Raw genomic sequence first — 18,740 nt, 5'->3', positions numbered from 1 at the left:
TTTGTAAAGTTTGGTAACGAAAAGCTCCGGTACCTCACGATACCGGAGCCAGCCAGATCAGAATGAACGGGCAACAATTTCCTTCATGATTTCATTGGTACCGGCATAAATGCGCTGGGCACGGGAATCCGCCCAGGCCCGGGCAATCGGGTATTCCCACATGTAGCCGTAACCACCGTGCAACTGGACACACTCATCGATCACCTTGCACTGGATGTCAGTGGTCCATTGCTTCAGCATGGCCGCGGTCGGAATGTCGAGTTTCTTCTCCAGGTGCAGCTCCAGGCAGCGATCACAGAAAACCCGAGCAGCGGTGATTTCCGATTTCATTTCCGCCAGCTTGAAACGGGTGTTCTGGTATGCGATCACCGGCTTGGAGAACGCTTTACGCTCCTTGACGTAATCCAGAGTCCACTGCCAGGCGGCCTCGGCCGCAGCAACGGCAGTCAGTGCCACCTGCAGGCGCTCGGCAGGCAATTCCTGCATCAGTTGGAAGAATCCCTGACCTTCCATAGACCCCAGCAGGTTCCCCGCAGGCACTTTCACGTCCTGGAAGAACAGCTCCGAGGTATCCTGGGCTTTCATGCCGACCTTGTTCAGGTTCTGGCCTTTTTCGAAGCCTTCCCACGCGGTTTCGACGATCAGCAGGCTGGTGCCTTTGGCGCCTTCCTTGGGATCGGTCTTGGCTACGACAATAACCAGGTCAGCCATCTGGCCGTTGGTGATAAAGGTCTTGGAGCCGTTGAGAATATAGTGGTCGCCATCCTTGATCGCGGTGGTTCTTACGCCCTGAAGATCAGAACCGGCGCCGGGTTCGCTCATGGCAATGGCCCCGATCATCTCACCGGATGCCAGCTTGGGCAGGTACCGCTCCTTTTGTTCCTGGGAACCGTAATTAAGGATGTAAGGCGCGACAATGTCGGAATGCAGCCCCCATCCAATACCGGACAGGCCGGCATAGGAAATCTCTTCCATGATCACGGCGCTGTAACGGAAATCTGCGCCCACACCACCAAACTCTTCCGGCATGGTCGGACACAGGAAGCCCAACTCGCCGGCTTTGGTCCACAGTTCGCGGCTGACGTGCCCGTCTTTTTCCCATTGCTCATGGTAGGGAGCCGCTTCCTGCTCCAGGAATTTACGAACGGAATCGCGGAAGCCTTCGAGATCGGCATCAAAGAGTGTGCGTGGAATCATGGTAAACCTCGGTGAATGACCTGTGTTGTGGTTATCGTTCACCAAGTCTCTGCGCAGAGGCAGTTTCGCTCAATGGTGAAAACCATCAATCGGGCTGACCAAAACCATCGCCTAACCCTGGTCGCCGCGCTTTGCCTTAGCGCGCTCCTCGCCCCAGCGCGGCATCAGGTCCTGGGGAAGGCCGAGGTGATCGAGAATGCGGGCCACAATAAAATCAACCAGATCACTCACCGATTGCGGGCTGTGATAGAACCCGGGGCTGGCCGGCATGATGACCGCGCCCATTCGGGTCAGCCGCAACATGTTCTCCAGGTGTATCTCTGAGTATGGCGCTTCGCGGGGCACCAGGATCAGTTGTCGACGCTCTTTCAGGGCCACATCTCCGGCCCGCTCGATCAGGTTGTTGCTGGCGCCGGTGGCCAGTGCGGACAGGGTGCCGGTGCTGCAGGGACACACCACCAGTGGGGCCTTCTCACCAGAACCGGATGCGGGTGGCGCAAACCAGTCTTCCCGCCCGAATACCAGCACTTGACCAGGGCTCGCGCCAGAAAACTCTGTTAGCGTCTCTTGCATTGCCTGCGGGGAGCCCGGCAACTTCAATTCGGTTTCCGTGGCAATCACCACCTGTGCGGCACGGCTAATCATCACATTCACCGTGCAGCCAGCGGCCACCAGGCACTGCAGCAGCCGCAGGCCGTACTGGGCGCCGGATGCACCGGTAATCGCCAGGTTGATGGTTCGTGGTTGCACCGAAGATTCTGTCATACCGGGTATCTACGCTCGAGTTCGGCAATCAGTTTCTGGTGAATGCCACCAAAACCGCCATTGCTCATGATCACAATGTGGCAGGGACCGCTTACATTCGCCAGTGTCTGCTCGATCAGGGCGTCCACACTCGCTTCCACATAGTGCCGTACGGTTTCCCCCTCACCGCCCTTCCAGGCCTTCACCAGTGCGGGCAGCCACTCCAATTGATTCAGGTTGGCCCAGATCACATGATCAGCGGCGACGGCGCTCGGCAACAATGCCTGCTGGTGCACGCCCTGCTGCATGGTGTTCGAACGCGGTTCGATCAAGGCGATCACAGGTTCGTCACCCACCTTGTTACGCAATCCCTCCAGGGTGGTCGCGATCGCGGTCGGATGGTGGGCAAAGTCGTCATACACACTGACACCGTTGATCTCCGCCAGCAGTTCCATCCTCCGTTTCACCCCGGAAAAACGGCACAGCGCGGCAACAGCGTGGTCCGGTGTCACCCCCACATGGCGTGCGGCGGCAATGGCGGCCAGGGCATTGCGAACGTTGTGCAGTCCGGTCTGGGCCCAGGTCACCGTGGCCACTGGCTGCTCGTGGTGAACCACCATAAAACGGCTGCCGTCCTCCGACAGCAACTCCGCACGCCAATCCGTCGTGTACGCCACTTCACTGCCTATAGCCGTGGTTTGCACCCCGCTCCAGCACCCCATCTCCAGAGCCCGGTCCAGGTGCAAGTCGTTCGCCGGACGAATGATCTGGCCGCTGGAGGGCACGGTGCGAACCAGATGGTGGAATTGGCGTTCAATGGCCTCGACATTGTCGAAGATATCAGCGTGATCGAATTCCAGGTTGTTCATGATCAGGGTGTGAGGGCGATAATGAACAAACTTCGAACGCTTGTCGAAAAACGCGCTGTCGTACTCATCAGCCTCTATCACGAAAAAGTCACTGGAACCAAGACGTGCAGATACAGGAAAATCCTTCGGCACACCACCAACCAGATAGCCCGCATCAAAGCCAGCCTGCTCGAGAATCCACAGCAGCATGGACGTAGTAGTGGTCTTGCCATGGGTTCCGGCCACAGCCAGCACCCAGCGATGGCGCAATACTTCCCGCGCCAGCCATTCGGGGCCGGACATGTAATCAATATTGCGGTTGAGGACTGCTTCCACCTCTGGGTTGCCCCGGGACATGGCATTACCGATAAGCACCAGGTCCGGCTTGGGCTCCAGGTTCTCTGCGCGATACCCTTCCATCAGACCAATACCCTGGGCTTCCAGCTGAGTGCTCATTGGTGGATACACCCCCTGGTCCGACCCCGTCACCGTGTGACCCAGCTCCCGGGCCAACACCGCAAGGCTGCCCATGAATGTGCCACAAATTCCCAGGATATGAATATGCATGACCGGTCTGACCTCTCGATTGGCCCTGAATGAAACGTGCCAAGCCTCCCGTATACGCCGCGGGCCGTCAAGTTGTTATCCGCAATCCTGCTCATGAAAAAAACCGGGATTTGGCGTATCATCTGCGGCATTTACTGAACCAGCAGGAGGCTCCAGCCCGAGATGGCCACCAAGAATGCTTTTTACGCTCAATCCGGCGGTGTGACCGCAGTCATTAACGCCAGCGCCTGCGGGGTTATCCAGACCGCCCGCAAGTACCCCGAACGCATCGGCAAGGTCTACGCCGGCCGCAACGGCATCATTGGCGCACTCAAGGAAGAGCTGATTGATACCAGCCTGGAAAGCGATGACGCCATTCAGGCACTGATCCACACCCCCGGCGGCGCCTTCGGGTCGTGCCGTCACAAGCTCAAGAACATTTCCGAGAACAAGCGTGAATACGAGCGCCTGATCGAAGTGTTCCGCGCCCATGACATTGGTTACTTCTTCTACAATGGCGGCGGTGATTCTCAGGATACGGCCTATAAGGTATCCCAGCTGGCCGAGAAAATGGGCTATCCGATTACCTGCATTGGCGTGCCCAAGACCGTGGATAACGACCTGCCCTTCACCGACTGCTGCCCCGGCTTTGGCTCCGTGGCCAAGTACATTGCCACCTCGACCCTGGAAGCCGGACTCGACATCAAGTCCATGTGTGAAACCTCCACCAAGGTGTTCATTCTTGAGGTCATGGGTCGCCACGCCGGCTGGATTGCCGCCGCGGGTGGCCTGGCCGGTGAGAGCGAAGACCAGCCGCCTCACATCATCCTGTTCCCGGAGATGCCGTTCGACCGCGAAGCCTTCCTGGCGCGGGTGGAATTCTGTGTGAAGGAGTACGGGTACTGTGTGGTCGTGGCCTCTGAGGGCGCCCAGTACGAAGACGGCCGCTTCCTCGCCGATGCCGGCGCCAAGGATGCCTTTGGCCACACCCAGCTCGGCGGCGTTGCACCGGCGCTGGCCAATATGGTCAAGCAGGCACTGGGTTACAAGTATCACTGGGCCGTGGCGGATTACCTGCAGCGCAGTGCACGCCACATTGCCTCCGCGACTGATGTTGAGCAAGCCTATGCTGTCGGCAAGGCGGCGGTTGAAATGGCAATGGAAGGCAAGCAGGCGCTGATGCCGACGATTGTCCGCGAACAATCCAAACCGTATCGCTGGCACATCGGCGAAGCACCACTGAGTGAAGTGGCGAACCAGGAAAAGAAAATGCCCATCCATTACATTTCGGATGATGGTTTTCACATCACCCAGGATTGCCGTGACTACCTGGAGCCACTGATTCACGGTGAGAGCTTCCCGCCGTTCGACAATGGCCTGCCGCGAGTGGCCAAACTGCAAAACAAGCTGGTGGAAAAAAAGCTGAAGACCGACTTCCAGCTCTGATTCCTGGCCCTGAAGCCAAAAAGGCGCTTGCGGCATAACCGCAAGCGCCTTTTTTATTTCACCGTACCGGTGATCAGTTTGCCCTGGCCTCCTGCGCACTCAGGTAACGGACAAACTCGTCGGAACCACCAATGTAGTGCTCGCCAGCCAGGATCTGGGGCACTGTATGCACCGGCCTACCGATCTTGTCGGCAATGTCCGCCTTGGACATGCCTTCCTCAATCATGTCGATATAGGTGAAAGGGATGCCCTTCACCTCACACAGCCGCTTTGCACGAACACAGAAACCGCAGGACGAGCGGCCGTAAATGGTCACATGCTCCATATTTTGCTCCTTAACCTAAAGATCAGGCGGGGGTCACGCCTTCAATAAAAACTTGGCGACATGATGTCATGTCGCCGTAAAAAAGAAAATTGATGGTTTGAATGGCCGTCATAGCACGAACCGATACACCGGTTAGTGACTGAATCCATTATCAAAATCCGATGGCTTCCTCAGGTTTTCAGGCGCCCCAGTTCGGAATCCAGTACCTCGACCTGATCATCCAGAGCCTCACCGCTACTGCGAACCCGCTGGGCAAGAAGCCTGAGGTCACTGGCGGCATCCCCGATTTTCGTCAGGTTCCGGTTGATCTCTTCACTGACAGAGCTCTGCTCTTCGGCCGCCGTTGCCACCTGTGTCACATGCTCCACAATGGTCCCGATACGCTCGACCACCGCCGCCAGGGAGTGATCCGCCTCACGGGTGCCATCCACTGCCGTCGTCGCACGGTCCACTCCGGAACGAATCACCGACACCGCCCCGTTCACATCGCTCTGCAGACCTTCGATCATCTCACTGATCTCGTCCGTGGATTGCCGGGTGCGGGATGCCAGAGTACGTACCTCGTCGGCCACCACAGCAAAGCCACGCCCCTGCTCACCGGCCCTGGCGGCCTCTATGGCAGCATTCAGCGCCAGCAGGTTAGTCTGCTCGGCAACGCCCCGAATTACCTCCAGAATACGATTAATGTCATCGCTACGGGTTGCCACTTGCGTAATGGCGGTACTCGCTTCATCCATATCAGCCGACAAGGCGCTGACACCGTCCACTGCCGCGGTGAGCGTATCCTGGGTGAACCGCACCCCATCCTGGGCCTGCCTCGCATTCTCGGCCGCCTCCCCGGCAAAGCCGGCTACCTCGCCTGCGGCCGCCGACATTTCGTTCATGGCAGTAACGACGCTGTCGATGTCCTGATGCTGGCGCTCGGTCTGTTCATCTGTCTCCCGTGCGATACCGCCAACATCCATCGCCTGCTGACGCACCTTGCCATTCACGCTCTTGAGATCATTGATCATACCCCGCAAACGAGCGAGAAACGCATTGAATCCACCTGCCAGTTCAATCAGTTCCGCGTGGGTATCAATGGACAGCTCGCTGGTAAGGTCCCCTTCCGCACTGGCAAGGTTCTTCATGCGGTCGCGGATCTCGTTCAGCGGCCGGGTCACCGAGCGAACCAGCATCACCAGAATCAGAATGGCAATGACAGACACCACGACGCCTACCATGGTCTGACGCGCTGCCGTGGTACCGACTTCATCAGACAACAGTGCCGTAATCTCAGACACGTCTGCCAAAGCGATATCCCGCGGCAACTCAATCAGCAGCGACCACTGCGTACCCGGCAAATCAATCTCCACCGGGTAAGATACGGCAAGAGTCTCGCCATCATCGTAGCTCTGTTTGCCCTGGTGCAGATTCGCAAACTCACTTGCCAGCTCGGGTAAAGCTTCGTTCAATGGTCGTCCCAGGTGATTATCGTAATGGCTGGATGCGGCGATCAGCCCCTTGTCACTCAACAATGTGACCCGTGATTTGCCATCGTACAGCTCGTTACTGACACTCCGAATGGTTTGCTGAAGCGTCGACAGATTGATATCAACCCCCACCACCCCGGCAAACTTGCCATCATCGAGCATCGGAACCACCAGGCTGGTCATTAACTCGGAATAGCCTTCTTCGATCTCGTATTCATAGGGCTCCATGATGCATGGCTGTTTACTGTCCCGCGAACACAGGTACCATTCCGCTTCACGAATACCGAACTCATTACGGTTATCCAGGTATTTGACAGCCGGGTCCTCGGTGCGACTGAAAATGACCTCTCCATCCGGTGAACGGTAGAAATAGATCTCCAGGGTACCCGCATCACTGCTGTGCTCTTCCACTCCGCCGGTGAAGTACCGGTCCTGCCCGTCGTAGGCATCCGGTTCAAACTGCGCGTACACCGAACTGAGGCTCTTTTGCTCCTCCAGCACCCTGCCAATGGTCTCCTGCAACGCGATTCGACTGATCCGGCCGGAACTGTCAGCCTGGATATTGCGGATAATCACATTGCGAACCACTTCCGGGGTACGATAGGCGGTCGCGAACTGGCCGCTGACCAATTCACCGTACTTGCCTGCGGTTGCACTCAGCCGTTCCATCACAATACCCTGAACGGTGTCCCGGGTTTCAGTGGTTATCCGCTCTTCCATATCTCCCAGTGACAACTGGGCTGTAACCACGATACTGCCACCCATAATCAGTAGCAGCGTAATCACCAGGGCGTAGAGTTTGAAACGTAGCGAAAGCTCTTTCATTGCAATGGAACCTGTTCGATTGCGGTGTTTAAAGCGAGGTAACAACTTGGCATACCTGACCCTGTTCCTGACTGCTTTTGCTGCAGCCACCCTGCTTCCGGCGTACTCTGAGGTCTTGCTGGGTGCAATGGTTACCCAAAGCTATTCCCTGTTCTGGCTCTGGTTCTGGGCAACGGCCGGGAACACACTGGGCTCGGTTGTTAATGGGGTTATCGGCCGGCAGGTGGATCGCTTTAAGGACAAACGCTGGTTTCCGGTAACAGAGCAGCAATTGCAGAAAGCACGGGACAGGTTTAACCGATACGGTCAGTGGTCATTACTATTGGGCTGGATGCCCCTGGGGGGCGACGCGCTCACACTTATTGGTGGGGTGATGCGCGTACCCTGGCTGAACTTCGTGGTGCTGGTCGCCATTGGCAAAGGCGTTCGTTACGGCTTCGTGCTTTGGCTGGTCCTTGAAACCGCAGGGGTACCCTCAGAATCAGTACCATCCCCGTAAAGGTAGGCGCGAAGCAGTTCCTCACCATTGAACTCGGCGTTCAGTACCGCAATAAAAGTGTACACCCCAATCAGTTTCCGGTTGAGGAACACAAATTCCTTTGGCGGCACCCTGAAATAACGGCTGATGGCAGACCTTGCCGCCTGACGGGCCACCCGCGATGGCAGATCACTCTGCTTCCAGCGATACTCGCCATTGGCATTCACGGCATAATCCGGCCATTGGCTCCGGTCCCGGGAAAGCGGTTCCAGCACTGACATACAGACGGCGCCAAACTTGTCGAGCACATCGTCTGGCCAGTCAGGACTCATGAAGCGTAGCTCCACGCCGCCCTCGACGACCGTCGGCAGGTCTCCTTCATAGGATGCCCGAATCATCTGAATAACCGGATCCAGGAAGGACGGCGAATAGGCCTGCACCGCGCCAAAATCGAGCAGCACGATCTGATCATAATCCCGGTCGGAGCCTTGCTCACCGGCGATGCGGATACGGTAGTTACCAAAGTTCGGATCGGTCTGGATTTCGCCCCAGACAAACAGTTCCCGGAAGAACAGCTCAAGAGCCGCCAGCCCCAGTTCCGAACGCCGCTCCAGGGACAGTTCCCGCACAGCCACGGAGCTGACTGAATGGCCATGTTCATAAGTGGAGGCAATCACATGAGCGGTGGAGAACTCCTCCAATACTCTGGGCACCACAAACCTCGGATCGGCCACCAGCATTTTGCGGAATTTTTCAGTGGTACGAGCTTCCAACCGGTAGTCCACTTCCCGGTGCATCATCTCCCGCACTTCTTCCAGCCAGTCGTTGAACTCCGGCCCGAAAGACACCAGGCGCGCAATTTTCAGGAGATGGGCCACCGCATTCAGATCACTGTCTACGGCATCCGCTACCCCCGGGTACTGAACCTTCAGAACCAGTTCAAGTCCATCGCTTTTGCGGCGGGCCCGGTGCACCTGCCCCAGTGACGCAGCCCCGATGGGTTCGGGATCAACATCCAGCTCCGCCAGCCTCTGAGTACCCAACTCTTCCTTCAACACCCGCTCAATGGCGGACCATTCGAGGGAGGTGGTCTGGTCTTCCAGGGTGTGTAACGCCTCGGTCACTTCTTCCGGCAGGAAGTGCTCCCCATAAAGGGCCATAACCTGACCAATCTTGACCACACTCCCCTTGAGCTTGCCCAGCTCATCCACCAGAAATTCAGCCTGGCTGGACAGCATGGCCCGGTGACGCTGATCCCGCTTTTCCCGACTACTGAACCAGTTCGTCGCCATATGTGACGCCATCCGCGTGCCCGCAAACAGCCCGGCCCTGGTCAGCGTCAAACGGCGTTCGAAGCTTCCGGTCTTGATACGTGAAACGGAGGTTCCTCGTTTTTTGGACACCATCAATCTTCCGTCCGGTTCAGTACATTTTAGCCGTTAGGCTACTTTGGCCATTATACGTATACGAGTCGCATCAACCCTCACTGATTCGCCAATCATTTGTTGGCCTTGCGGCCAATGCAAACTCCCCCTCCTGGCGTATGGCTAAAAACTTATTGCAACTCTTTACGTTTCTAAACACTCTGAAGCCCGGAACCCGTCTAGTATTGAACCGCGAACCTGACATAACAGACTCAACAATAACACCATAACAACAAGACCTTAAAATGACTCATGTAACCACAGATAAAGCGGATGCTGATCTGTCCCAGTACCGGGTGAAGGGCGAAATTCCCGTTCCCACGCTGATCGGATGGTTGACGCTTGCTGCCGTTCCTTTACTTGTTTTCTTTGCGTACCGCTCATCCCTGCGCGAGGATCTCACTCCTGCCATCGTACTGGTCCTTTTCGCGGGACTTCTGGCGATCAATGGCATTGCCTATCTGGTTAGCCACAACAGCACCCTGCAACGCAGGGGCTTCATTACCCTCATCACGGCGCTGTTCACCTATATGGCGGTGCAGGCTGTGGAGGATGGTTCCGCCATCATCTGGCTGTTTGCCTACCCCCCGGTCGTGTTCTATATCAGCCAGTCCCGGGTCGGAGTCATTGCCTGTAGCGGCGGGCTCCTTGGTGTGGCTGTGTTATTCAGCCCGATTGGAGACCAGCTGTTTGAGACGCCGTACACGGCCAGCTTTCGGCTCACCATGATGGCCGTATTCGCTTTTGAAATATCCACCTGTTATGTCCTGGACCAGAGCCGACGCCGCAGTAAGCTGGGGCTCCTGAAACTTGCCCAGGAATTCGAGTTTGCCGCGAAGCACGATGCCCTCACCGGTCTCGCCAATCGCCGGGAAGCGCTGGCGCAACTTGAAAGCGAATACCAGCGCTATCTGCGCAACTCGAGGCTGTTCTCAGTACTGCTGATGGACATCGACCTGTTCAAGAATGTTAACGATAACCATGGCCATCACATTGGCGATGAAATGATCAAGCTGGTGGCTTCGACACTGAGTGAGCAATGCCGAAAAGTCGATACCCTGGCACGTTGGGGTGGAGAGGAATACCTGGTATTGCTGCCGGAAACCAACACCGAAGAAGCGGTAAAGACCGCCAACCGGATACGCGAAGCGGTCAGCCGAAAATCCGTGAACGCAGAAGGCCATGCCATCAATGCCACCATCAGTGTCGGGGTGGCAACCATCCGGAATGCCGAGTCCGTGGACCGACTGTTGCAAAGAGCCGACGAAGGTCTCTACCGCGCGAAAACCCTGGGGCGTAACACAGTTTGCGATTTCGATGGGCAGTTCACTGCCTAGACAGGCGTTGCGACCTTACCAACCGGAACGATACTCAACCTGGTCATGGCCAAGCCCCGTGACCAGCTCGTCCGCCAACCTGGTGGAAAAGTCCGCCACCGTGGCACCGCTGACAAAGTCACTGATTTGGCACATGGCCATCCCCGCATAACCACAGGGATTGATGCGGCGAAATGGTTCCATGTCCATGTTCACGTTCAATGCCAGCCCATGGAATGAGCAGCCACGGCGGACACGCAGACCCAGTGAGGCTATTTTGGCATCCCCCACGTAAACTCCGGGAGCATCCGGCCTCGGGGCCGCCTTGATGCCGGAGTCGGCCAGCACCCGAACGATTGCCTGCTCAATCTGATCCACCAGTGTCCGCACACCCAGCTTGGCCCGTGGCAGGTTGATCAACAGATAAACCACCAACTGGCCAGGGCCGTGATAGGTCACCTGCCCGCCCCGGTCCACCTGGATAACGGGAATATCCCCCGGCGCCAGAATGTGTTCCGCCTTCCCTGCCTGGCCCTGGGTATAGACCCGGGGGTGCTCCAGACACCACAGCTCATCCGCCACAGTGTCGTCACGTTCCGCGGTGAAGGCTTTCATCGCTTCCCAGGTTTCCAGGTATGGCTGCTCTCCCAACGAGCGTACGATCAGTTGCGTCATCGGCTCACAGCACCATATGCACCCGGCCACTGGCCTTCAGGTCTTCAAACAGGGCTTTGAGCTGGGCTTCTCCGGTGGCCACGATCTTCAGCTGTACCGATGAAAAACGGCCACCGCTGCTCTCATTGACGGACACATCGTCCTCACTGATGCCCGGCGCATGCTGCTCCACGACATCAACCACGAATTCGGTGAAATCCGGCGCCGAATTGCCAATCACTTTGATGACATAGTCACAGGGAAACTCGATTTTAGGTGCTTTCGGCTCACTCATGCCGGCTTACTCCCGAAGACATCAGGGGTCTTCACTAGAACAACTGAACAAAAAAGAGCTTGATGGCATCCCACAGGCGCTTGAATAGCCCACCTTCAGGCACGTCGCTGAGTGCCAGTACCGGCTGATCCACAATGACGTCATCGCCCAGTTTGACCTTCACACGACCAAGCTCATCCCCCACCTTGATGGGTGCTTTAATAACGGAATCAAGGTCCACGGTCGATTCCAGTGAATCGCGGGAACCGCGGGGAATGGTGACATTAACCTCTTCAGTGACACCAACCGACAGCTCATCATCACGACCGCCCCAGATCCGTGCCTTGATCAGTTCCTGACCGGCGCCAAACAGTTTCTCGCTTTCATAGTAACGGAAACCATAGTTCAGCATCTTCTGGACTTCCTGGGCCCGGGCCCCTGTGCTGTCAGTCCCCATCACCACGGCAATCAGCCGGGTGCCATTGCGCTTGGCAGAGGCCACCAGACAGTATCCGGCCTCTTCAGTATGGCCGGTTTTAAGGCCATCGACGCTGTCATCACGCCAAAGCAGACTGTTGCGATTGGGTTGGCGAATATTGTTGTAGGTAAAATGCTTTTCAGCGTACAACGGGTAGTTCTCGGGGTAATCGTTGATGATCGCCATCGCCAGCAGTGCCAGATCATAGGCGGTGGAGAAGTGGTCCGGCGATGGCAGGCCGGTGGCATTCTCGAAATTGGTATCGTTCATACCCAGCAACTGGGCCTGCTGATTCATGATATCGACAAAGGCCCCTTCACTGCCGGCAACGAACTCCGCCAGGGCTACCGATGCGTCATTTCCGGACTGGATAATCACGCCCTTGAGCAGATCTTCAACAGAAACTTCCGTTCCTTCCTGGACAAAGGTACGGGAGCCTTCCGTACGCCAGGCATTGACACTGATCGGCACCATGTCCGACATGGAAAGACGGCTCTCGTCCAGCTCCCGCTCAACGATATAGGCTGTCATCATTTTGGTCAGACTTGCCGGCGGCAAACGTTCATTGCTGTTCTCATCCATGATTACCCGACCACTGAGGGGGTCCATCAGGATATAGGAACTCGCCGCCACTTGCGGAGGGGAAGGAATCAGTACCGTCTGGGCATTGGCCGATCCTATTGGGATCAACACCAGCAGCAATAGAGCGGTTAGAGCGCGGAAAACAGGATTAGTCACCATGGGTCCATTCATTCGTCGTTAAGTGTATTGATTCTTTTTAGTGGGAATCGGTCAGCAGTATGGTCTGGCCAAATCCCCGGTTTTCAAGCCTCGCCTGGGCTTTTCGGGCTTCATCCGGATTGCTGAAGGGGCCAACCTGCACCCGGTGGAAACGTCCGGATGCCGTGTCCACCGCCCTTACCCGCATCGGGTTCTCAATCACACCTCTGGCCCTGGCCAACAGAACCTCTGCCGGATTACGGCTACTGAATGAGCCCAGTTGCACAAACAGTGCCGTGGGCCCGCTATTTACCTCAGCAATATCCGCCATCTTTTCAACCGGAATCGGCTCCCCGCCGCCGGCATACGGCCGACCGGCCAGGGTCATGGTACCGTCTTGCTTTACCGTTATGGCGGCAACTTCCACCCGGGCGGTACCTCTGCCCTGATAACCCAGCTTCTTAGCCGCCGCGTAGGAAAGGTCGATCAGCCGGTCACCGTGGAAAGGGCCCCGATCATTCACCCGCACAATGACTGAACGGCCATTGTCGAGATTCGTGACCCGAGCATAACCCGGTATTCTCAGGCTCTTGTGCGCCGCTGACATTTCATACATATCAAAAACCTCGCCATTGGAGGTTTTATGACCATGGAATTTCTCGCCGTACCAGCTCGCGGTGCCCCGCTCAACGTAGCCATCATTACTGGCCATCACCGTGTATTGCTTGCCCCACACGGTATAGGGGGACTTGTTTCCAGCAGACCGGGGCGCTTCATAACGCGGCCGGGCATCCCCAAGCCCCGACACGTCAAAATCCCCCTCGGGAGCACGATCCTGTGAAATCGTATACCGGGACGAATGATCCGTCTCCGGCGTCGGCGAGGAGGCACACCCGGATACAACGAATGCTGTGACGATGATTACCAGCAACGAGAGTGGAAAATGGTTCACCACCGGTCAGGATTCCTGTGTTTGTTTAACTCATCGGCCAACTGTAAAACCGCCATGGCGTATAGATGGCTATGATTGTAACGGGTTATCACATAAAAGTTATGGTAAGTCAGCCATAATTCGGGGCCTTCACGGCCTTGCAACAGGATTGCCCGGGCTGGAGCATCGTCACTGGGCATCAACACAGGCTCCAACCCTGCCGTGCGATAGTCGGTGACCGTCAGCTTCGGCTTCAGTCCCGGGGTCAACAAGGGACTATCCACCGGCAGGTGACCGCCCAGGGGCTCGGCAATGGACTCCCCCCCGCGCCAGTGATGCGCACTGAAATAATTGGCGACACTGCCTATGGCGTCGACGGGGTTGGTCAGAATATCAGCGATACCATCACCGTCAAAGTCGATGGCAAAGTGGCGGTAACTGCTGGCAATAAACTGGCCGTAGCCCATGGCGCCGGCATAGGACCCTTTGATATCCAGAGGATCAAATCCCTGCTCCCGGGTCATCAGCAGATACTGGACCAGCTCACTGCGGAAAAAGCGGCTACGAGGGGGGTAATCAAAAGCCAGGGTCGCCAGGGCATCCATCACCCGGTAGTTGCCCGTGTACTTACCGTACCAGGTTTCCACCCCAATGATCGCTGCGATCACCGTCGCGGGAACGCCAAATTCGGACTCCGCCCGGGCAAAGGCCCCATCGTGCTCCTTGAGAAACTTCAGGCCACGCTCAACCCTTTCAGGCTTGATAAAAATCTTCCGATACTCCTGCCAGGTCAGGGTTTTCTCGGCGGGGCGGCTGATGGACTCCAGTATTCTGTCGATCCGGGTCGCGTCTGCCAGCAGAGCTTCCAGCCTTTCCTGATCATACCCATGCTTCGTTACCATCTCCTCGATCAGAGCCCTGCCTTGCGGCGTGGCATCGTAACCCTGGGCAAAAGCAAGCGAGGTGAACATCACAAACAGGAGGGGTGCAAAGCGGAAAAAAACTGGGAGACGGACAGCTGTCATTACTTACCTGTAAATTGATGGCCGGGCCTGGCGGTCATGGGATACGGCAACGCCGGACCGTGGGTCTTTGCCGGCTCACTAAAAACCGAAGCTACATTACCACGGAGCACCAGCGGTGAACCATTACCCGCTGTCCATGGTCAGGCGCTGATCATTCGCCTGTGAGTATGAATGGACATCAGCACACCAAAGGCCGCCATCAGGGTGACGCTCGATGTTCCCCCGTAGCTGACAAGCGGAAGCGGAACCCCCACCACTGGCAATAACCCGCTGACCATTCCCACATTGACGAAAATATAAATAAAGAAGGTCATGGTCAGTGCTCCTGCGAGCAACCGGCTGAATGAATCCTGGGCAGTGGCGGCAATGTACAGGCACCGGAGGATGATGAGCAGGTAGACCGCCATCAAAATCAACATACCGATGAAACCAAACTCCTCGGCCAGCACCGCCACAATAAAGTCTGTGTGGCTTTCCGGCAGGAATTCGAGATGAGACTGTGTGCCCTGGAGCCAGCCCTTGCCATCCAGGCCACCGGAGCCAATAGCGGTTTTCGACTGGATGATGTTCCAGCCCGCCCCCAGGGGATCGCTTTGCGGGTCCAGCAGAGTCAGCACCCGCTGCTTCTGATAGTCCCGCATCACAAAAAACCACATCAGCGGCGCGGAGACCGATACCAGGGCGGCAAACGCGGCGATCAATCGCCAGCTCATACCTGCAAAGAAAACAACGAAAATACCCGCGGCACCGACCAACAGAGAGGTCCCCAGGTCTGGCTGAAGGATAATCATCGACATCGGGGCAAGTACGAGAACCACAGCAACAGCAACCCGCGAGAATGTCGGCGGCAAAAAATGACGGGACAGGTACCAGGCTGTCATCATCGGCACCACCAGCTTCATCAGCTCCGAGGGCTGGAACCGCGGCAGCCCCGGAATGGCGAGCCAGCGCTGGGCGCCCTTGGCACCGACACCAACCAATAAAACTGCGGCCAGACCGGCCACTCCGGCCAGGTAAAGCCAGGGGGCCCAGCGCCGGAAGACAGCGGGGTCCAACTGGGCAAACACCAGCATGACCACCAGTGCGACGCCCATGCGAATTCCCTGCGCCTTGACTACTTCGATGTTACGGTCAGCGCCACTGTAGAGAACCACCAGGCCGCCGCCAACTAACAGCAGTAGCAAGGTCAACAGGATCGGGTCGATATGGAACACAGACCACAGACTACGCGGTCTCGACAGGGGATGATCAGCCGTATTCAGTCCTTTGCCCAGTATCATTCCGTGCCCCCGGATTCGGTCCCGCTCACCAGTGCCTCTTCCTCACCCGGGAAGCCCAGCAACCACGCATCAAACATCTCCCTGGCCACCGGCGCGGCGGTGCTGCTGCCACCGCCGCCATTTTCAACGATGATGGCGACGGCAATCTGCGGATCGTCAACCGGAGCAAACCCCACAAACAGCGCATGGTCGCGCAACCGTTCACGGACATCCTCTTCCTCGTACTCTTCATCTTCCGCGAGACTGAATACCTGCGCTGTTCCGGTCTTCCCCGCCATGCGATAAGGCGCCCCGCGGGCTGATCCACGCGCGGTGCCTTTGGTTCCGTGCATGACTTCCGCCATGGCATCGACCACGAATTCCCAGTCATCCGGGTTCTTCAGCTCCAGGGGCGCATGATCCCCCGGCGGAAGGAACTCTTCAGTGGAACGATCACCCTTGATGCTTTTGAGCAGCCTCGGTTCGAGCCAGCGGCCCCGATTGGCAATCAGCGACGTCGCCGTCGCCAGTTGCAACGGGGTCGCCAGCATAAAGCCCTGCCCGATTCCCATATTGACCGAGTCCCCCGGATACCAGGGTTCGTTCCGCACCGCCCTCTTCCAGTCACGGGAAGGTAACAAGCCACTCATGGCGCCGGAGACGTCAAGTGCCGCATCTTCACCAAAACCGAATTTGGACAGGTATTCGTACATGGTGTCTACACCCATTTCCACCGCAATTTCATAGAAATAGATGTCACAGGATTGGGCTACGGCATCGGTCAGGTCCACCCAGCCGTGACCGCCTCGCTTCCAGTCGCGGTAACGTCGTCCGCCCGTATTCAACTGGAAGTAACCGGGATCCCATATGGTTTTTTCTCTTGTCGTTGCACCGCTGTCCAGTGCAGCCACTGCCAGCATGGGCTTCATGGTGGAGCCCGGCGGGTATTGACCACGCAACGCACGATTGAACAGAGGCTTGTCTATATCGGTGCTCAAGGCACGGTAGTCCTCGACGCTGATCCCCGTCACAAACTGGTTGGTATCAAAGCCCGGCACACTGGCAAGTGCCAGCAGGCCACCGGTTTTCGGCTCAATCGCAACGATCGCGCCACGCCGGCCATCAAGCAGCTGGTGGGCAAGCCGCTGCAACCTCAGATCAAGGTGTAACTGAATGTCTTCCCCGGGAACAGGGTTCTGGCGCTCCAGCACCCTCAGGGTTCGCCCACGCGCATTGGTTTCCACGTGCTGGTACCCCACCTGACCGTGTAGCAGGGCCTCATAAAAGCGTTCAATACCGGACTTGCCAATGTAGTTGGTGCCAGCGTAGTTAACCGGATCAATTCGCTGCAGCTCTTCCCGGTTTATTCGGCCAACAAATCCCAGGGCGTGAGCTGTCAGTTCGCTGTGGGGGTAATAGCGAACAAGCTCCGCCGATACCTCAACGCCGGGCAGTTCATGGCGATGAACCGCAAGGCTGGCAATTTCTTCTTCATTAAGGTCATAACGGAGCGGAATTGGCTGGAACGGCCGCCGGGGTTCCCGCAGACGGCGCTGGAATCGCTCCATGTCTTCTTTGGAAATATCCAGAAGGCCCCCAAGCTTGGCCAGAGTCTCGTCCATGCCGTCAACACGCTCGGGCACAAGGGTAACCCCGAACACCGGTCGGTTTTCTGCCAGCAATTCATCGTTACGATCATAGACAAGCCCCCGGGGCGGGGCGACCGACTGAACCTGGACCCGGTTCTTGTCGGAAAGTGTGGTGTATACGTCGTGCTCAACGATCTGCAATTGATACATTCTGGCGACCAATAGCCCCAGCATAACCAGCACAACGAATACCATGACCATCGTCCGCCTCTGAAAAAGGCGACGCTCGGCGGCCACGTCTTTGAATTCTCCCCAGGGCATGATGCGTCCTAAGCCCGATGGTACGGATGGTTACGGGTAATCGACCAGGCACGATACAACTGCTCAGCCAACAGAATTCTCACCAGAGGATGAGGGAGCGTCAGGGGGGAGAGGGACCAGAGCTGGTCTGCCCGCTGTCGGCAGGCGTCGGCAAGACCATCCGGCCCCCCGACCAGGAAGCTGACATCGCGACCGTCCTGCTGCCAGTTCTCCAGTTGGTTGGCAAGCTTCTCTGTCGACCATGGGCGACCACCCACTTCCAGGGCGACCACACGATCTCTCGGGCCAGCGGCTGACAGAATCGAATCGCTTTCTTTTTGCATCAGCCGGGCAATGTCCGGATTCTTGCCCCGATGAGCCATTGGAATTTCTACCAGTTCCAGTGGCAGCTCCGGCGGCATTCGGCGGGCGTAATCAGTGTATCCCAGGCTGACCCAGTCGGGCATCTTCTGCCCCACACAGATCAGACGTAATCGCATGGTTATTCGCTACCCGCAACACCCAGATCAGGAGCATCGCGCCACAGGCGCTCAAGATCATAGAATTCACGGGTGGCCGGCATCATCACGTGGACCACAACATCTCCCAGATCGACAAGGATCCAGTCACTGACATTGTTTCCTTCCACGTTGCTGGCACGAACCCCCTGTTCTTTGGCTTCCGCGATCACGGAATCCGCCAGCGATTTCAAATGACGGTTGGATGTCCCCGATGCCAGCACCATGTAATCGGTCACGCTGGTGCGGTCCCTGACATCTATCACACTCACATCCTGTGCTTTTACTTCTCCAAGTGCACTTATCACCAGATCTTTCAGTTGCTCTGCCTGCATAATCACCCTGCTGGAAGGATGGCGGCGACGGCGGCC

18 protein-coding genes are annotated in these 18,740 nt (G+C 57.1%); 3 read left to right on the top strand and 15 right to left on the bottom strand.

Going from position 1 to position 18,740, the window contains the following annotated elements; all coding sequences use genetic code 11:
- Nucleotides 1–57 precede the first annotated feature (57 nt).
- From Q0Y21_RS12055 to mpl, 3 genes are all read right to left on the bottom strand, one after another.
- Nucleotides 58–1,197, bottom strand: a complete 1,140-nt coding sequence (locus tag Q0Y21_RS12055; protein ID WP_297795676.1) for an acyl-CoA dehydrogenase family protein — start codon at nt 1,195–1,197, stop codon at nt 58–60.
- A gap of 111 nt (nt 1,198–1,308) precedes the next feature.
- Nucleotides 1,309–1,962: a flavin prenyltransferase UbiX gene (locus tag Q0Y21_RS12050; protein ID WP_297795673.1), complete on the bottom strand. Its 654-nt coding sequence runs from the start codon at nt 1,960–1,962 to the stop codon at nt 1,309–1,311.
- Nucleotides 1,959–3,356 (bottom strand): UDP-N-acetylmuramate:L-alanyl-gamma-D-glutamyl-meso-diaminopimelate ligase, encoded by a 1,398-nt coding sequence (gene mpl, locus Q0Y21_RS12045; protein WP_297795670.1) that lies wholly within the window; start codon nt 3,354–3,356, stop codon nt 1,959–1,961. Before mpl ends, Q0Y21_RS12050 begins: the two co-directional genes overlap by 4 nt.
- Before the next feature lie 162 nt (nt 3,357–3,518).
- Between mpl and Q0Y21_RS12040 the strand changes: the two genes are divergently transcribed.
- Complete coding sequence (locus tag Q0Y21_RS12040) at nt 3,519–4,781, top strand: 6-phosphofructokinase (RefSeq protein ID WP_297795667.1); 1,263 nt, start codon at nt 3,519–3,521, stop codon at nt 4,779–4,781.
- Nucleotides 4,782–4,854: 73 nt separating this feature from the next.
- On the opposite strand, the gene Q0Y21_RS12035 is transcribed toward Q0Y21_RS12040, so the two are convergent.
- Nucleotides 4,855–5,106: a GrxA family glutaredoxin gene (locus Q0Y21_RS12035; RefSeq protein ID WP_297795664.1), complete on the bottom strand. Its 252-nt coding sequence runs from the start codon at nt 5,104–5,106 to the stop codon at nt 4,855–4,857.
- Between the two features lie 170 nt (nt 5,107–5,276).
- The gene (locus Q0Y21_RS12030) at nt 5,277–7,403 is read right to left on the bottom strand and encodes a methyl-accepting chemotaxis protein (RefSeq protein WP_297795661.1); all 2,127 of its coding nucleotides are present in this window, start codon (nt 7,401–7,403) and stop codon (nt 5,277–5,279) included.
- 46 nt (nt 7,404–7,449) lie between these two features.
- Here Q0Y21_RS12030 and Q0Y21_RS12025 point away from each other — a divergent pair, with 46 nt between their 5' ends.
- The gene (locus Q0Y21_RS12025; RefSeq protein ID WP_297795658.1) at nt 7,450–7,902 is read left to right on the top strand and encodes a YqaA family protein; all 453 of its coding nucleotides are present in this window, start codon (nt 7,450–7,452) and stop codon (nt 7,900–7,902) included.
- On the opposite strand, the gene Q0Y21_RS12020 is transcribed toward Q0Y21_RS12025, so the two are convergent.
- On the bottom strand, nt 7,833–9,287 hold the full coding sequence (locus Q0Y21_RS12020; RefSeq protein WP_297795655.1) for an AarF/ABC1/UbiB kinase family protein: 1,455 nt from the start codon (nt 9,285–9,287) through the stop codon (nt 7,833–7,835). The two genes, Q0Y21_RS12025 and Q0Y21_RS12020, sit on opposite strands and share 70 nt — an antisense overlap.
- A 263-nt stretch (nt 9,288–9,550) precedes the next feature.
- On the opposite strand from Q0Y21_RS12020, the gene Q0Y21_RS12015 reads away from it, so the two are divergent.
- On the top strand, nt 9,551–10,642 hold the full coding sequence (locus Q0Y21_RS12015) for a diguanylate cyclase (protein ID WP_297795653.1): 1,092 nt from the start codon (nt 9,551–9,553) through the stop codon (nt 10,640–10,642).
- A 15-nt stretch (nt 10,643–10,657) separates the two neighbouring features.
- Here Q0Y21_RS12015 and lipB read toward each other — a convergent pair whose 3' ends face one another.
- The 9 genes from lipB to rsfS all read right to left on the bottom strand — a co-directional run bounded on the left by lipB (nt 10,658) and on the right by rsfS (nt 18,704).
- The gene (gene lipB, locus Q0Y21_RS12010) at nt 10,658–11,296 is read right to left on the bottom strand and encodes a lipoyl(octanoyl) transferase LipB (protein ID WP_297795651.1); all 639 of its coding nucleotides are present in this window, start codon (nt 11,294–11,296) and stop codon (nt 10,658–10,660) included.
- A gap of 4 nt (nt 11,297–11,300) precedes the next feature.
- Nucleotides 11,301–11,570 carry a DUF493 domain-containing protein gene (locus Q0Y21_RS12005; RefSeq protein ID WP_297795648.1) on the bottom strand — a complete coding sequence of 90 codons (270 nt, stop codon included), beginning with the start codon at nt 11,568–11,570 and terminating at the stop codon, nt 11,301–11,303.
- A gap of 34 nt (nt 11,571–11,604) precedes the next feature.
- A complete protein-coding gene (locus Q0Y21_RS12000; RefSeq protein WP_297795646.1) occupies nt 11,605–12,768 on the bottom strand; it encodes a D-alanyl-D-alanine carboxypeptidase family protein in 1,164 nt (387 codons plus the stop codon).
- A 37-nt stretch (nt 12,769–12,805) separates the two neighbouring features.
- On the bottom strand, nt 12,806–13,699 hold the full coding sequence (locus Q0Y21_RS11995; RefSeq protein WP_297795643.1) for a septal ring lytic transglycosylase RlpA family protein: 894 nt from the start codon (nt 13,697–13,699) through the stop codon (nt 12,806–12,808).
- Nucleotides 13,696–14,703, bottom strand: a complete 1,008-nt coding sequence (gene mltB / locus Q0Y21_RS11990; RefSeq protein ID WP_297795640.1) for a lytic murein transglycosylase B — start codon at nt 14,701–14,703, stop codon at nt 13,696–13,698. The genes Q0Y21_RS11995 and mltB overlap by 4 nt, the downstream gene beginning before the upstream one ends.
- 140 nt (nt 14,704–14,843) lie before the next feature.
- On the bottom strand, nt 14,844–15,983 hold the full coding sequence (gene rodA / locus Q0Y21_RS11985; RefSeq protein WP_297795637.1) for a rod shape-determining protein RodA: 1,140 nt from the start codon (nt 15,981–15,983) through the stop codon (nt 14,844–14,846).
- Nucleotides 15,980–17,872 carry a penicillin-binding protein 2 gene (gene mrdA / locus Q0Y21_RS11980; protein WP_297795634.1) on the bottom strand — a complete coding sequence of 631 codons (1,893 nt, stop codon included), beginning with the start codon at nt 17,870–17,872 and terminating at the stop codon, nt 15,980–15,982. The genes rodA and mrdA overlap by 4 nt, the downstream gene beginning before the upstream one ends.
- 8 nt (nt 17,873–17,880) lie before the next feature.
- Nucleotides 17,881–18,351 carry a 23S rRNA (pseudouridine(1915)-N(3))-methyltransferase RlmH gene (gene rlmH / locus Q0Y21_RS11975; RefSeq protein ID WP_297795631.1) on the bottom strand — a complete coding sequence of 157 codons (471 nt, stop codon included), beginning with the start codon at nt 18,349–18,351 and terminating at the stop codon, nt 17,881–17,883.
- 2 nt (nt 18,352–18,353) lie between these two features.
- A complete protein-coding gene (gene rsfS / locus Q0Y21_RS11970; protein ID WP_297795628.1) occupies nt 18,354–18,704 on the bottom strand; it encodes a ribosome silencing factor in 351 nt (116 codons plus the stop codon).
- Between the last annotated feature and the right edge of the window lie 36 nt (nt 18,705–18,740).

Source organism: uncultured Marinobacter sp., from assembly GCF_947259545.1.
Taxonomy (GTDB): Bacteria; Pseudomonadota; Gammaproteobacteria; order Pseudomonadales; family Oleiphilaceae; genus Marinobacter.
Note: the sequence above shows the minus strand (reverse complement) of the source record. Positions and strands in the feature narration are given on the sequence as shown.